At 75.3% G+C, this 13,212-nt stretch carries 12 protein-coding genes; 11 read left to right on the top strand and 1 reads right to left on the bottom strand.

Annotated elements, in window-relative coordinates:
• Nucleotides 1–23: 23 nt before the first annotated feature.
• Nucleotides 24–1,388, bottom strand: coding sequence for a DUF4157 domain-containing protein (locus ACFYZF_RS18515; RefSeq protein WP_387022077.1), 1,365 nt, complete (start codon nucleotides 1,386–1,388; stop codon nucleotides 24–26).
• A 206-nt stretch (nucleotides 1,389–1,594) separates the two neighbouring features.
• On the opposite strand from ACFYZF_RS18515, the gene ACFYZF_RS18510 reads away from it, so the two are divergent.
• The 11 genes from ACFYZF_RS18510 (at nucleotide 1,595) to ACFYZF_RS18460 (ending at nucleotide 13,195) form a co-directional block, all read left to right on the top strand.
• The gene (locus ACFYZF_RS18510) at nucleotides 1,595–3,142 is read left to right on the top strand and encodes a phage tail sheath family protein (RefSeq protein WP_387022074.1); all 1,548 of its coding nucleotides are present in this window, start codon (nucleotides 1,595–1,597) and stop codon (nucleotides 3,140–3,142) included.
• 55 nt (nucleotides 3,143–3,197) lie between these two features.
• Nucleotides 3,198–3,638: a phage tail protein gene (locus ACFYZF_RS18505; RefSeq protein WP_387022071.1), complete on the top strand. Its 441-nt coding sequence runs from the start codon at nucleotides 3,198–3,200 to the stop codon at nucleotides 3,636–3,638.
• Entirely contained in the window at nucleotides 3,635–4,111 is a 477-nt protein-coding gene (locus tag ACFYZF_RS18500) for a hypothetical protein (protein ID WP_387022068.1), read from the top strand. Before ACFYZF_RS18505 ends, ACFYZF_RS18500 begins: the two co-directional genes overlap by 4 nt.
• A complete protein-coding gene (locus ACFYZF_RS18495; protein WP_387022064.1) occupies nucleotides 4,108–4,266 on the top strand; it encodes a DUF6760 family protein in 159 nt (52 codons plus the stop codon). Before ACFYZF_RS18500 ends, ACFYZF_RS18495 begins: the two co-directional genes overlap by 4 nt.
• A 2,019-nt stretch (nucleotides 4,267–6,285) precedes the next feature.
• Entirely contained in the window at nucleotides 6,286–7,425 is a 1,140-nt protein-coding gene (locus ACFYZF_RS18490) for a hypothetical protein (RefSeq protein WP_387022062.1), read from the top strand.
• A gap of 96 nt (nucleotides 7,426–7,521) precedes the next feature.
• Nucleotides 7,522–7,950 carry a phage tail protein gene (locus ACFYZF_RS18485; RefSeq protein WP_387022059.1) on the top strand — a complete coding sequence of 143 codons (429 nt, stop codon included), beginning with the start codon at nucleotides 7,522–7,524 and terminating at the stop codon, nucleotides 7,948–7,950.
• Nucleotides 7,950–8,681, top strand: coding sequence for a peptidase M23 (locus ACFYZF_RS18480; protein WP_387022056.1), 732 nt, complete (start codon nucleotides 7,950–7,952; stop codon nucleotides 8,679–8,681). The genes ACFYZF_RS18485 and ACFYZF_RS18480 overlap by 1 nt, the downstream gene beginning before the upstream one ends.
• Nucleotides 8,668–10,431 carry a VgrG-related protein gene (locus ACFYZF_RS18475; protein ID WP_387022053.1) on the top strand — a complete coding sequence of 588 codons (1,764 nt, stop codon included), beginning with the start codon at nucleotides 8,668–8,670 and terminating at the stop codon, nucleotides 10,429–10,431. Before ACFYZF_RS18480 ends, ACFYZF_RS18475 begins: the two co-directional genes overlap by 14 nt.
• A 16-nt stretch (nucleotides 10,432–10,447) precedes the next feature.
• A complete protein-coding gene (locus ACFYZF_RS18470) occupies nucleotides 10,448–10,819 on the top strand; it encodes a PAAR domain-containing protein (protein WP_350889787.1) in 372 nt (123 codons plus the stop codon).
• A 4-nt stretch (nucleotides 10,820–10,823) separates the two neighbouring features.
• On the top strand, nucleotides 10,824–11,234 hold the full coding sequence (locus ACFYZF_RS18465; protein WP_091462638.1) for a GPW/gp25 family protein: 411 nt from the start codon (nucleotides 10,824–10,826) through the stop codon (nucleotides 11,232–11,234).
• Nucleotides 11,234–13,195, top strand: a complete 1,962-nt coding sequence (locus ACFYZF_RS18460) for a putative baseplate assembly protein (RefSeq protein ID WP_387022049.1) — start codon at nucleotides 11,234–11,236, stop codon at nucleotides 13,193–13,195. The genes ACFYZF_RS18465 and ACFYZF_RS18460 overlap by 1 nt, the downstream gene beginning before the upstream one ends.
• The last annotated feature ends 17 nt before the right edge of the window (nucleotides 13,196–13,212 follow it).

The following is a 13,212-nucleotide window of genomic DNA, read 5'->3' as shown; positions in this document are numbered from 1 at the left end:
GGCTGGCGGTAGACGCCGGCCCGCTAGGTGAGCGTGACGTCCCAGGCGGTGTTCCCGGCGGGAGTCGCCGTGACCGGCGCGGACTGCACCGGGTTGTTGGGGGCGAAGGGGGAGGTGAAGTTGTGGGTGACCGCCGGGCTGGTCCAGGTGCCGCCCCTGGCGTCCCGGCGTTTGATCTTCCACCTGAAGCTGACCGAGTACCTGGCGAGCCAGGAGCCGGGAGTCATGGCCACCCGGCCCGACCATCCCGGATGGTCGTCGAACTCGATGGTGTTGCTCCCGACGGTGAGCGCCTCCGGGTCCTCGTCGTACTCCGGTTGGTAGGGGCCGTCCTGCGCCCAGGCGCTGGGACGCTGCTCCTTCTTCTCGAAGTCCCCGTCGTCCTCCACGCGCTCGTAGTAGACGAAGCTGTCCTTGACCTGCTGCCTGAAGTCGTAGATCGCAGCCACGTCGCGGGGCAGGTTCTCCGGCGCGTGCAGGGTGGCGACCTGGTGGAAGCCGATGTCCTGCTTCTCTTCCAGTTCCTGCGTGGCCGGACCCTCGTACTCGGACCTGAAGGTCAGCCGCAGGCTGTTGAGGTTCGCCTCCGGCAGGTCCGGCTGGTCCTTCTTCCTGGTGCTGGAACGGGTGCTGCGCCCTCCGCCGCTCGGGTACGGCTCCCTGCGGCTGCTCGACGTCGTCGTCTCGTCCGTGTCCGCCTTCGGCGTCCGCTGCACCGGGGTCTGCGCCCCCGGCGGCGTCAGCGGGGCGGACTCGATGGTGTCCTGCGTCGTCTGCGGCGCGGGGTCGGTGGCGAGGGCACGAGTGGCGTTCGCCTCGGCCTCCCTCTCGAACCGGTCACCCGGGTCGCTGATCCGCAGCCCGGCCCCGTTGTCGGTGCCGGGCACCGGCCCCAACCGCTGCTGGATCACATGGGTCAACTCGTGTGCCAGGGTGTGCCGGTCCGTGCCCCCGTCACCGAGGACCACGTGACTGCCGGAGGTGTACGCCCGCGCCCCGATCCCGGCCGCCGACGCCCGGGCCGCCGAGTCGTCGTGGATCCGCACGTCGGAGAAGTCCGACCCCAGCCGGGCCTCCATGTCGCCCCGGGTAGCGTCGTCCAACGGCCGCCCGCCGGAGCCGAGCACCGAGGCGACCGACCGCTGCACCTGCTCGGTCGGCGGGTGTCCGCAGTCCGCGCCGTGCTCGTGCCGGTCCTGCTCGACCATTCCCGCCGCCGCGCGGTTGCCCACCGTCCGCTGTAGGGCGATGGCCTCCCGCGGGCTGCGCCCGGGGCCGGCCCGCCCCGGTACGACGGCGTCGGCCCGCCGGCCGGCGGCCGGGCCCGGCCGGGCCGGCGCCTGGCGCTCCTGGGGACTCGATGTCAGGTCGGACCGGTGATGACGCACGTCCGGGCACCTCCTCGACCGCAGGTCGGCATCGACGGCCATCGTAGGCCCGGTGCGGACGGTCGGTCGAGGGTCGTCCGGCCAGGAGCGCGGCCACTGCCCCTGTGGTGCGCGAGTCTGCCCCTGCGCGGTCCGTAGGGACCTTCCCGCCGGCTGCCCGGCCGAGCAGGCTGGCCAGCGTCCGCCGACCTGGCAGAGGAGCTTGCATGCCGACGTACCTGTCCCCAGGCGTGTACGTGGAGGAGGTGCAGAGCGGTTCGCGTCCCATCGAGGGCGTCGGCACCGCGGTCACCGCCTTCCTGGGATTCGCCGAGAAGGGGCCCTTCCACACGCCGACCCTGGTCACCAACTGGAGCCAGTACGTCCAGCTCTTCGGGGGGATGATCGAGGGCGCCTACCTGGCGCACGCGGTGTACGGGTACTTCGCCAACGGCGGCGGCGTCTGCTACGTCGTCCGGATCGGCGACCCGTCGGCCGGCCGCAAGAGCGGCGGCCGGGGCGCGCAGAAGTCGCTGCCGGCCGGTGAGCCGTCGGCGCTCGGCACGTTCCGGGTGGCCGCCCTGCCGGCCGCCGGTGGCGAGGTCACCGTGGAGGTGGCCGACGTCGAGGGCGAGGGGGCCGGCGAGGACCGGTTCCGGCTGATCGTCCACTCCGACGGCAAGCCGGTCGAGGAGTACGACGGTTCCTTCCGGCGCGCCAAGAACTCCCTGGTCAACCAGGTCCGCGAGCGGTCCAAGCTGATCACCATGGAGGAGGCCACCCCGGCCAGCTCCCTGGCCCGGCCAGCCAACCAGACGGTCACCCTGGCCCCGTCCGCAGCACCCGCCGACGCCCTGCCGGCGACCCTGTCGGCCGACGAGTTCGTCGGGGACGTCGACTCCCGCACCGGCCTGGCCGGGCTGGAGGCCATCGACGAGATCACCATGGTCGCCGCGCCGGACCTGATGGGGGCGTACCAGCAGGGGGTCGTCGACCTGGAGGCGGTCAAGGCCGCCCAGCTCGCCCTGATCTCGCACTGCGAGCAGATGGGTGACCGGATGGTCCTGCTCGACCCGCCGCCGGAGCTGACCGCCCAGCAGGTGCGCGGCTGGCGGCAGGACGAGGCCGGGTACGACTCCCGGTACGCGGCCCTCTACTACCCCTGGGTGAAGGTCTTCGACCCGAGCACCGGACGGGCGGTGTTCATGCCTCCCAGCGGCCACCTGGCCGGCCTCTGGTCCCGCAACGACACCGAGCGGGGGGTGCACAAGGCGCCCGCCAACGAGGTGGTCCGGGGCGTCGTCGACCTGCAGAACAACGTCACCAAGGGGGAGCAGGACCTGCTGAACCCGATCGGGGTCAACTGCATCCGGGCCTTTCCCGGGCGCGGCGTCCGGGTCTGGGGCGCGCGGACCCTCTCCTCGGACCCGGCCTGGCGCTACATCAACGTCCGGCGGCTGTTCAACTACGTCGAGGAGTCCATCCTGCTCGGCACGCAGTGGGTGGTGTTCGAGCCGAACGACCAGCGCCTGTGGGGCACCATCCGGCGCAACATCGCCGCCTTCCTCACCGAGGAGTGGCGGCGGGGTGCCCTGTTCGGGGCGACTGCGGCCGAGGCCTTCTACGTCAAGTGCGACCACGAGACCAACCCCCCGGAGGTGATCGACCGGGGTCAGGTGGTGTGCGAGATCGGCATCTGCCCGGTCAAGCCCGCCGAGTTCGTCGTCTTCCGCCTGGCGCAGTTCTCCGACAGCACCAGCCTGGTCAGCGACTGACCGGGCCGGGCCCCGCGTACGACGACCGGACCGACCATGACGAAAGGCGGCCACGATGGCCAGTGGTGACACCCTCATCGTGCACAGCTTCCAGGTGGAGCTGGGCGGCATCCAGGTGGAGCTGGTGCAGGAGGTCAGCGGCCTGACCGTCGAGCTGGACTCGATCGAGGTCAAGTCGGTGACCCCCACCGGCGAGCTGATCATCCGCAAGATCCCCGGGGCCCGGAAGGCCGGCGAGGTGACCATCACCCGGGGGCTCGACCAGAGCAGCGCCTTCACCGACTGGATCAAGGAGACGTTCCTCAAGGGCGCGGTGGAGGCGGCCCGGCAGAACATCAGCATCATCCTCAACAACGCCGACAAGTCCCAGACCCGGCGCTTCGACCTGACCAACGCGTGGGTGAGCAAGTGGGAGGGGCCGGGGCTCAAGGCCGGCGACCCGACGGCGGCGACCGAGAAGGTCACCGTCGTGTACGAGGAGATCAGCGCGCAATGAGACGCCGTGGCGTCTCGGCCGGGGGCCTCGACACCCTCGTCGACCCGGCCGACGGGCCGCAGGAGCCCGCCGCGCCGGCGGTCGCGCCACCCGCGCCCGTCCGGCTCCAGACGGAGTTCACCTTCCAACTACCGCGGGGGTACGTCGACGAGGACGGCACCGTGCACCGGGACGGCAGCATGCGGCTCGCCACCGCCCGGGACGAGTTGGCGCCACTTGTCGACCTGCGGGTCAAGCAGAACCCGGCGTACCTGTCGATCGTCCTGCTCAGCCTGGTGGTCACCCGGCTGGGCACGATCACCCAGGTACGCGCGGAGGTCGTCGAGCGGCTCTTCGCCTCCGACCTGGCCTTCCTCCAGGACCTGTACCGGCGGATCAACGCCGAGGGGCACACGCTCGCCGAGGTCACCTGTCCCTCCTGCGAGTCGGTGTTCGAGGTGGACCTGGCGGGTGGTCGCCCGGGGGAATCGTGACGTACGGGGCCGACCGGCTCCACGAGGAGGTTTCGTACGTCGCCTACCACTTCCACTGGCCGCGCTCCGAGATCCTCGATCTCACCCACGCCGAGCGGGCCCGGTACGTGGGTGAGATCGCCCGCATCAACACCAGGATGAACGGAGGTCAGTGAGGCACGATGGGGCTACGTGACAGGATGCGGCGGCTGGCCGCCGACACCCGCGCCCGGGTGGCCGGCCCCACCGTCGTCCGCCCGTCGCCCGGCACTGAGCCGACGCCGGCCGCCACCGCACCGGCATCGACGGCCCCGGGTCGGACGCCCGACGCCGGGCCGGCGGGGCCCGCCGATCCCGCCGATCCCGCCTGGTGGAGCCTGCCGCCGATCCAACGGGCTTTGACCCCCGCGCCGGTGCTGGTCACCGACCTGTTCCGGTTCGCCGACCGGCTGCGTACCTTCCAGGACCCCACCCTGCGTACGCCGCTCGACCACCTGGTCAGCGATGAGGCGCCCCTCGGGGTGGCCCGTGACCTGGCCCGCCCACGCCCGGTCCGCCCGGAGGCCGACCGGGGGCCGGTCCCACACCTGCCGGCCGTCCAACGCCGCGTCCCCGACCGCCCCGCCACCGGCCCGGCGGCGGAAACCGGGCGTCCGGCCGTAGAGCCGGCGGGATCCGGGCGTCCGGCCGTAGAGCCGGCGGGAACCGGCCGTCCGGCCGTAGAGCCGGCGGGAACCGACCGTCCGGCCGCTGCCGGAACCGTCCCGGTCCAGCCCTCCGCGCCCGGACAACCGACGTCTGCCCTCCCCGGGCCGACCCCGACCCGGCCCGCCGACGGCGGGCCGAACCGGTGGGGGAGAGCGCCGGGGGTCGCCACCCCCGCGGCCCGGGCCAGGCCGCTGGTGACCGCGCCCCGACCCGCCCCGACCCGCCGACTGACCGGCACCCCGCGCGTGGACGCCCCCTCGGCCCCACCGCTGACCATGGTCCAGCGGGCCTTCCGGAGCCCGTCCACCCAGCCCCCCGGCGGAGTCACCGCGCCCTCCCCGACGGGCACCCCGGACCCGGCTGTCGCCCCGCCCTCCACCGGACCCGTCACCCCGACCGGCGGCGGGGCCCGCGCCGTCCCGGCCGCCCCCACCCGCCGATCCGCCGAGGCCACGCCGCGCACCGGCGACGCCCCAGCCCTCGGCCCGCCAGGTGGCACCCCGCCCGGGGAGTCCGGTGGGGCCGGCTCCGCACCGGACTCCCCGGGGGCTCCGCGGGTCGGTCCGCGCGCCGACCCCGCGCCGGCACGGAGCGACCCGCCCCCGGTCCGCCGCACCACCCGGCCGGGTCTCGGTGATCCGCTCCCCGCGCTTCCCGGGACCGCCCGGATCACCGCGTCCGGTCGCCGGGCCGCTCCCGCGCCGACTGGCGGGGGCGGTGCGCGGGCGGGCCGGGACGGGCCGGTCGGTCCACCCCCGACGGTGCAGCGGGCACCGACGGGACGGGAACCGGACGAGGCGACCCCCACCCGGACGGCGGCCACCCGACCGGTCGACACCCCCACCACCCCCGCGACCGGCCCGGACGGCCCGCGCCGGTCTGGGAAGGGCCCCGCTCCGTCCCCGCCACCGCCCGCGACCAGGCCCACCCCCACGGCCGCGACCGGCCCGGCGTCGTCGGCCGGAGCGGGCCACACCGCCCCGCCCGTCGTCCGGAACTCCCCGATCCCGCCCGAGCCGGGCACGCCGGACGGCGACACCTCCCCGGCGCGCCGCCCCGCCGACCCGCAGGCCGATGCGTCCCCGACACCCCACCGACCGGTCCGTGCCGGCCTGGGAGCGCCGCTGCCGGCCGACGCGCCGCCGCCCGTGGTGCGCCCGGGGCCACCGGTCGGCACCGGCGCGACAGGCTCGCGGGCGGACGACCCCCGGGCCGGTGCACTGCCGGCCGTCACATCGCGGCTCCTCCGGGCGGGCCGGTCCCCGGACCCCACTCCGGCCGCCGAGCAAGAGGCCCGGCAGCCGCCAACCGCGCCACCGGTCGTCGCCCGCGCCCCGGCCGGCCCGTCGGGGGAACGGCCGTCGCCGGTCGCCCCGGGTGGGGGCCCGCACGGTGCCGCGTCCGTTCCGCCACGCGTGCCGGTCCGCCCCTCGACGGCCGGGCCGTCGACGGGTGGGCGGAGCACCGCCGGGGAGCCGGCCGGGCCGGTGGTCCAACGGCTCCGGTGGCGGACCCCCGGCACGCCCGGCACCGCGCCCGGTCCCGGGACGACGGTCGCTCCCCGCCGGGCCGACGCGACCCCGACGCCCCACCTTCCGGGTGACACCACCGCCTCCGGTGGCACCGGCCCGGCGCCGCCCGCCCGTTCCTGCGCCGGGCCCGCCCCCGCCGGAGACACGGCCGTCGCCGGGGCGGGCCCGGCCACCCGGGACGGTTCCGGCTCCGCTGCCACCCCCGGGACGTCCGCCGGCCGTGAGCCCGTGCCCGTGCTGGTCCAGCGGCGGGTCCCGCTGCTGGCCGAGCGCCAGCTCACCCTGCTCACCGACGTGCCACCCGCCCCGACCGATCCGGCTCCGGCAGCCGACGCCCGGCCCACGGTGCCGGTGACCTGGCGGACCCGCGGCGACGGAGCCCCGGAGACGCCCCCCGGTGGACGGCCCGCCACCGCGGGGACGTACCCCGGCCGCCCGGCGGCCGTCCAGCGGGCTACCGGGATCGCTGCGCCGGACGGACGCAGGCACGCACCAGCCGGCACGGGGAGGCCCCACCCGCCCGCCACCGACCAGCCCCCGGGCGGCCCGTCCCACCGCAACCGGGACGGACCGGCCGGGGCGCGTCCGGGTAACGGTCCGAGCCCGCTGCTCCCCGGGGTCACCGGTCCAGCCCGGAGTGCCCCGCCGACCGGGTCGCCCCGGCCCGCCGCCGCTCACGGCGCACCGCTGCGGGAGGCCACCGGGGGCGTACCGATGCCGGCGCTGCGGACGGCGGCGCCGGTCACGGCCGGCGGGCCCGGGGCCACCACCGGGCCGGCGCCGGCACAGCCGGTCGCGCCGGTCCAGCGGGCGACGACCCGGCCGGCGGCCCAGACCACCGCCGCCCGGCCGGCGACCACCGGGCCGACCCGGAGCGCCGCCGGGCCGACCGCCGGGACCGTTCAGCGGCGCAGCGCCGGCGAGCCGGCCGGCCCGGACCGGGAGCCGGACGTGGAGGCCGTGCTGCGGGGCCTCGACCGGCGGCACCTGGACGCACTGGCCCACCGGCTGGTCGAGCCGATCAGCCGGCTGGTCCGGGCAGACCTGCGGGCCAGCCGGGAGCGGTCCGGCCGGTGGCGGGACGGCCCACGGTGAGCCCGCCCGGCGGCCGGGCGACCGCACCGGCAGCACAGCCAGCGCACGGGCCGCACGGGTCGGACCGCACGAACCAGCAGGAGAGGGGAGACGGGAATGGCCGGTGGCGACCCCGGGACGAGCGTCCACTTCCGGCTCCAGGTCGACGGCATCGACCTGGGTGACTGGAACAGCTGCGACGGCCTCGGCTGCGAGGTGGAGCTGGAGCAGTACCAGGAGGGCGGCAACAACGAGTTCGTCTGGCAGCTCCCGTCGCGGTTGCGGTACTCGAACGTCACCCTGACCCGCCCGCTGACCCGGGACACCGCCAAGGTCTCCAGCTACCTCGCCCAACTCCCCAGCGGGGTGCGCCGGGGGACCGCGCAGATCGCGGCGCTCCGGCCCGACCTGGCGCTGCTGGTGCAGTGGGGGCTGGCCGACGTGGTCCTGGTGCGGTGGTCGGGGCCGTCCTTCGACCCGAACCGCTCCGAGGTGGCCAGCGAGAGCATCGAGCTGGCGTACCATGGCTTCCTGGAGGTCGGCTGATGCGGTCGCGGGCCGGCAAGGTGGCGGCGCACCTCCAGCGGTACCAGCCGCCCACGTCGGGCGGGAGCCAGCCCGGCGGGACGCTCGGCGGGCCGATCACCTTCATGTTCAACCCGCAGCAGCTCGCCCTGACCAAGTCGGCGAACTGGATCCCGCACGTGGTACGCGGCGCGGCGGACGTCGGCGTCGCCGAGTTCAGCGGCTCCGGGCCCCGGACGCTGAGCCTGGAGATCTTCCTCGACGCCACGGACACCCACTCCCGCACCGTCCAGGACCGGGTCGACGCCCTGCTCACCTGCTGCGTGCCGACGAAGGCGAGCATCGCGGCGAAGGCGCCGTCCCCGCCATGGGTGAAGTTCGCCTGGGGGCAGTTCCAGACCGTGTCCTTCTACTCGTACGTCAGCCAGATCAACGCCACGTACAGCCTGTTCGACCCGGACGGCACCCCGCTGCGGGCCACCTGCTCGCTGACGCTCAACGAGGTCAGCGGCGCCACCCCCGGGCAGAACCCGACGTCGGGCAGCCGCACCGCTCGCCGGGTGCACCGGCTGGTGGCCGGGGACTCCCTGGAGCTGCTGGCCCACCGCGAGTACGGGGATCCGACCGCGTGGCGGGTCATCGCGGAGGCCAACGACATCGACGACCCGGTCCGGTTGCGGACGGGCCGCCAACTGCTGCTGCCCGCCCCCGACGAACTGCGCACCCAGGAGGGGCCCCATGTCCAGCGGTGACCACACCAACAACCTGGTCGTCGGCCTGCCCGGGCCGCTGCCCCGGGCCTGGGCCGACCGGCTGGTCTCAGCGGTCGTGGAGGACAGCACCAACCTGGCCGCGACGGCCACCCTGCGCTTCCGGGACCAGCAGAGCCGGTTCCTGCGCGACAACGGGGTCACCATCGGCACCGACCTGACCGTCCGGGTCCGCACCGGCCGCGACGCCGCCCCGCTGCCGCTGTTCAGCGGCGAGGTGGTGACCCTGGAGTCGGAGTACGACGGCGTCGGCACCTTCACCACCGTCCGGGCCCTGGACCTGTCCCACCGGCTGATGCGGGGTCAGCGGGTCCGCAGCTTCGTCAACCGCAAGGCCTCCGACATCGCCCGGGAGGTCGCCGCCGCCGCCGGGATCCCGGTCGGCCGGATCGACCCCACCCCGACCGTGTACGAGACGGTCACCCAGCCGAACGTCAACGACTGGGAGTTCCTCAAGATGCTGGCGGTCGACAACGACGCCGAGGTGGTGGTCGTCGACGGCAGGTTCGAGTTCCGGCGGTCGGTGCGGGCCGCCGCCGCCCCGGGCGCCGGGGTCACCGCCGAGCAGAGCCCGTTCGTCGTCGAGATGAACGAGAACCTGCTGTCGGTGCGCTCCACCGTGACCTCGGTCGGCCAGGTGGCCGGGGTCACCGTGCGCGGGTGGGACGTCCGGGCCAAGCGGCCGGTCCGCACCGAGGTCACCACCGACGCCAGCGACGAGGTGCAGATCGGCACCACCCCGGGGAAGGTGTCCCGGCCCTTCGGCACGGCCCGGCTCTGCGTGGCGGACGTGCCGTACCGGACGGCGGCCGAGACCCGGGCGGTCGCCGGCGCGGTGGCCGCCGACGTGACGGCGGCGTTCGCGGAGCTGGAGGTCGGCATCCGGGGCAACCCCCGGCTGCGGGCCGGGGTGCCGCTGTCGTTGCAGCGGGTGGGCAGCCCGTTCGAGGGGAAGTACACGACCACCGCCAGCCGGCACGTCTTCGGCCCCGCCCAGTTCTACGAGACGTGGCTGACGGTCAGCGGCCGGCAGGACCGGTCGACGTGGGGCCTGGCCACCGCCGCCGCCGCGCCGGCCCGGGCGATGCGGGTGCCGGGGCTCGCCGTCGGGATCGTCACCAACACCAAGGCCGACGTGGACCGCCGCCATCCCGAGCGGGTGGGCCAGGGCTGGGTGCGGCTGCGGTTCCCCTGGCTGACCGACGCCCCGGACTACGAGACCGACTGGGTGCGGACGGTGCAGCTCGGCGGGGTCGGCGGGGGCGGGGTGTTCTGCCCGGAGGTCAACGACGAGGTGCTGGTCGGCTTCGAGCAGGGCCTGCTGGACCGCCCGTACGTCATCGGCGGGCTCTACAACGGGGTGGACAAGCCGTCCCCGCACGACGGCGCGCTGGTGGACGCCTCGTCCGGGCGGGTGAACCGGCGCTCGTTCGCGTCCCGCAGCGGGGACCGGATCGAGTTCCTGGAGTCCCAGCTCCCCGCCGGGCCCCGGGGGATCCGGCTGTGCACGTCCCGGGACCGGCTCACCGTGCACCTCGACGAGCGGCGTACGGCGGTGACCATCCACAGCGACGGCAGCGTCGAGATCGAGGCCCGGCAGCAGGTCACGGTGAAGGGGCGCGGGATCACCCTCGACGCCGGAACCGGTGAGCTGACCCTCAGGGGCCGGTCGGTGACCGTCGACGGCGGCACCCAGGTCGACATCCAGGCACCACTCGTCAAGCTCAACTGACCGGAGGAAACGCCACATGCCACCGGCCGCGCGCATCGGTGACCAGATCAGCCACCTCGCCACCGGGCTCACCCCCGGGCCGCCCACCGGGACGATCGGCCCACCCGGCGGGCGGGCCCTGCCACCGGGTACGCCCAGCGCCCCGCTGCTCGGGGTCTCCAGCGTGCTCATCGCCGGGAAGCCCGCCGCCGTGGTCGGCACCGTCTGCGTCTGCGACAAGCCGCCGCAGCACGCCGTGCTCCTGCTGACCAACCGGATCGTGCCGGCCGTGCCGCCGCCGCTGCGCCGGGTGCTGATCGGCGGGCACCAGGCCGCGCGCCGGGGCGACGCCACCACCTGCAAGGCCGTGGTGAGCACCGGCGCGCCGACCGTGCTGATCGGCGGGTGAGCAGGTGGCGGAGCAGTTCATCGGGGCGGGCTGGGCGTTCCCGCTGCGTACCGACGCCACGGGCGGGATCGCTCTGGTCGACCGGGAGCGGGAGATCGTCGAGGCGATCCAGCTCATCCTCGGCACCGCCCCGGGCGAGCGGCCGATGCGGCCGGAGTTCGGCTGCGGGGTGCACGACTACGTCTTCGCCCCCGCCGACGAGAACACCGCCGGGCGCATCGCCTTCGAGGTACGCCGGGCGCTGGACCGGTGGGAGCCCCGGATCGACGTCCACGACGTCGTGATCGGCTTCGACGCCGAGGACGCCGGGGTGCTCTACATCGACGTCCGGTACTCGATCCGGGGCACCAACGACCCCCGCAACCTGGTCTTCCCGTTCTACGTCATCCCGTCCCACGAGGAAAGCGCCGCCTGATGCCGCTGCCCGCGCCCGACCTGGACGACCGTCGCTTCCAGCAGCTCGTCGACGAGGCGAAACGCTTCATCCAGCAGCGCTGCCCGGAGTGGAGCGACCACAACGTCTCCGATCCCGGGGTGACCCTGGTCGAAACGTTCGCCCACATGGTCGACCAGCTCCTGTACCGGCTCAACCGGGTTCCGGAGAAGAACTACCTGGCCTTCCTCGACCTGATCGGCGTCCGGCCGTTCCCTCCCACGGCCGCCCGGGGGGACGTCACGTTCTGGCTCTCGGGCCCGCAGACCCAGCCGGTGGTGCTGCGCGCCGGCACCGAGGTCGGCACGGAACGGACCCAGACCGACGAGGCCATCGTGTTCACCACCGCCGCGGACCTGGCGGTGGTGCCCTGCGAGCTGACCCGGCTGCGCGTCCACCCGGCCCAGGGCCCTCCGGTGGACCGGACCGAGGAGCTGCTCGACGGCCGGGACGTGGCCTGCTTCCCGGCCGTCCCCTCGGTCGGGGACGCCATGCTGCTCGGCCTCTCCGCCGCAGTCGGATCCTGCGCGGTCCTGCTGCGGATGGACAGCCGGGTGGAGGGCGTCGGCGTGGACCCGCGCCAGCCGCCGCTGGTGTGGGAGGCGTGGACCGGCGTGGACTGGTCGCCCTGCGACGTCGACCACGACGACACCGGCGGGCTGAACCGGCCGGGCGAGGTGGTGCTGCACATGCCGGCCGCCCACGTCACCTCCGTGGTGGGCGGGCAGCGGGCCGGCTGGCTGCGGTGCCGGCTGGTCGAGGCCCGACCCGGCCAGCCCTTCTACGCCGCGTCCCCGACCGTGCGCTCGGTCGAGGCGGCCACGATCGGCGGCACGGTCACCGCCGTGCACGCCGAGACCGTCCTCGGCGAGCAGGTGGGGGAGGCCGAGGGGGTGCCCGGCCAGCGGTTCACGGTGGCCCGGCCGCCGATCGTCCCCGACGAGCACCCGCTGATGGTGGAGACCGCCGACGGTGCGGGGTGGCTGGAGTGGACCGAGGTGGACACGTTCAGCGGGTCCGGGCCGGACGACCGGCACGTCGTCGTCGACCGGACCGCCGGGGAAGTCCTGTTCGGGCCGGCCGTCCGGCAGCCCGACGGCGCCCTGCGCCGGTACGGCGCCGTACCCGCCGCCGGGTCGCGGGTCCGGGTCCGGCGCTACCGCACCGGGGGCGGACACAGCGGCAACGTCGCCCGGGGCGCCCTGGCCGTCCTGCGCAGCTCCATGCCGTACATCTCGGGGGTGGAGAACCGGGGCCCGGCCACCGGCGGCGTCGACGGGGAGACCGTGGCGGAGGCCCGGCTGCGCGGGCCGGTGCAGCTGCGCGCGCAGGACCGGGCGGTGACCGCCCGCGACTACGAGCTGTTGGCCCGGCAGGCCTGCCCCGCCGCGGCCCGGGTCCGGTGCCTGCCCGCCGGCGACGGCAGCGCGGCGGGCGGGGTCCGGCTGCTGGTCGTACCGGAGGTGGTCGCCGACGAGGAGGGCCGACTCCACTTCGAGGACCTGGTGCCCCCGGACGGGATGCTCGCCACCATCGCCGAGCACCTCGACGCCCGCCGCCCGGTGGGCACCCGGCTCATGGTGGAGCCGCCGTTCTACCAGGGCGTCACGGTCGCGGCCCGGCTTGTTCCCCGTCCCGACACGGCCGCCGCGCAGCTCCGTGCCGAGGCGACGGCCACCCTGTACCGGTACCTCGACCCGGTACGCGGCGGGCCGGAGGGGACCGGGTGGCCGTTCGGGCGGCAGGTGCACTCCGGGGAGATCTTCGGGGTCCTGCAACGGCTGCCGGGGGTCGAGGTGGTCGAGGAGGTACGGATGTTCCCCGCCGACCCGCTGACCGGCCGCCGGGGCGAGCAGGTGACCCGGATCGAGCTGGACCGGCACGCCCTCGCCTTCTCCCACCAGCACCAGGTCCGGGTCGACGAGCGCCCACCGGGCGCCTGAGCAGGAGGGAACACGCG

This window comes from Micromonospora sp. NPDC001898 (assembly GCF_042891255.1).
In the GTDB taxonomy this organism is placed as follows: domain Bacteria; phylum Actinomycetota; class Actinomycetes; order Mycobacteriales; family Micromonosporaceae; genus Micromonospora.
This window is presented reverse-complemented; position numbering and strand designations above follow the sequence as displayed.

Coding starts and splice junctions, on each gene's coding strand:
- ACFYZF_RS18510 (WP_387022074.1), top strand. CDS start 1,595: ATGCCGACGTACCTGTCCCCAGGCGTGTACGTGGAGGAGGTGCAGAGC.
- ACFYZF_RS18505 (WP_387022071.1), top strand. CDS start 3,198: ATGGCCAGTGGTGACACCCTCATCGTGCACAGCTTCCAGGTGGAGCTG.
- ACFYZF_RS18500 (WP_387022068.1), top strand. CDS start 3,635: ATGAGACGCCGTGGCGTCTCGGCCGGGGGCCTCGACACCCTCGTCGAC.
- ACFYZF_RS18485 (WP_387022059.1), top strand. CDS start 7,522: ATGGCCGGTGGCGACCCCGGGACGAGCGTCCACTTCCGGCTCCAGGTC.
- ACFYZF_RS18480 (WP_387022056.1), top strand. CDS start 7,950: ATGCGGTCGCGGGCCGGCAAGGTGGCGGCGCACCTCCAGCGGTACCAG.
- ACFYZF_RS18475 (WP_387022053.1), top strand. CDS start 8,668: ATGTCCAGCGGTGACCACACCAACAACCTGGTCGTCGGCCTGCCCGGG.
- ACFYZF_RS18470 (WP_350889787.1), top strand. CDS start 10,448: ATGCCACCGGCCGCGCGCATCGGTGACCAGATCAGCCACCTCGCCACC.
- ACFYZF_RS18460 (WP_387022049.1), top strand. CDS start 11,234: ATGCCGCTGCCCGCGCCCGACCTGGACGACCGTCGCTTCCAGCAGCTC.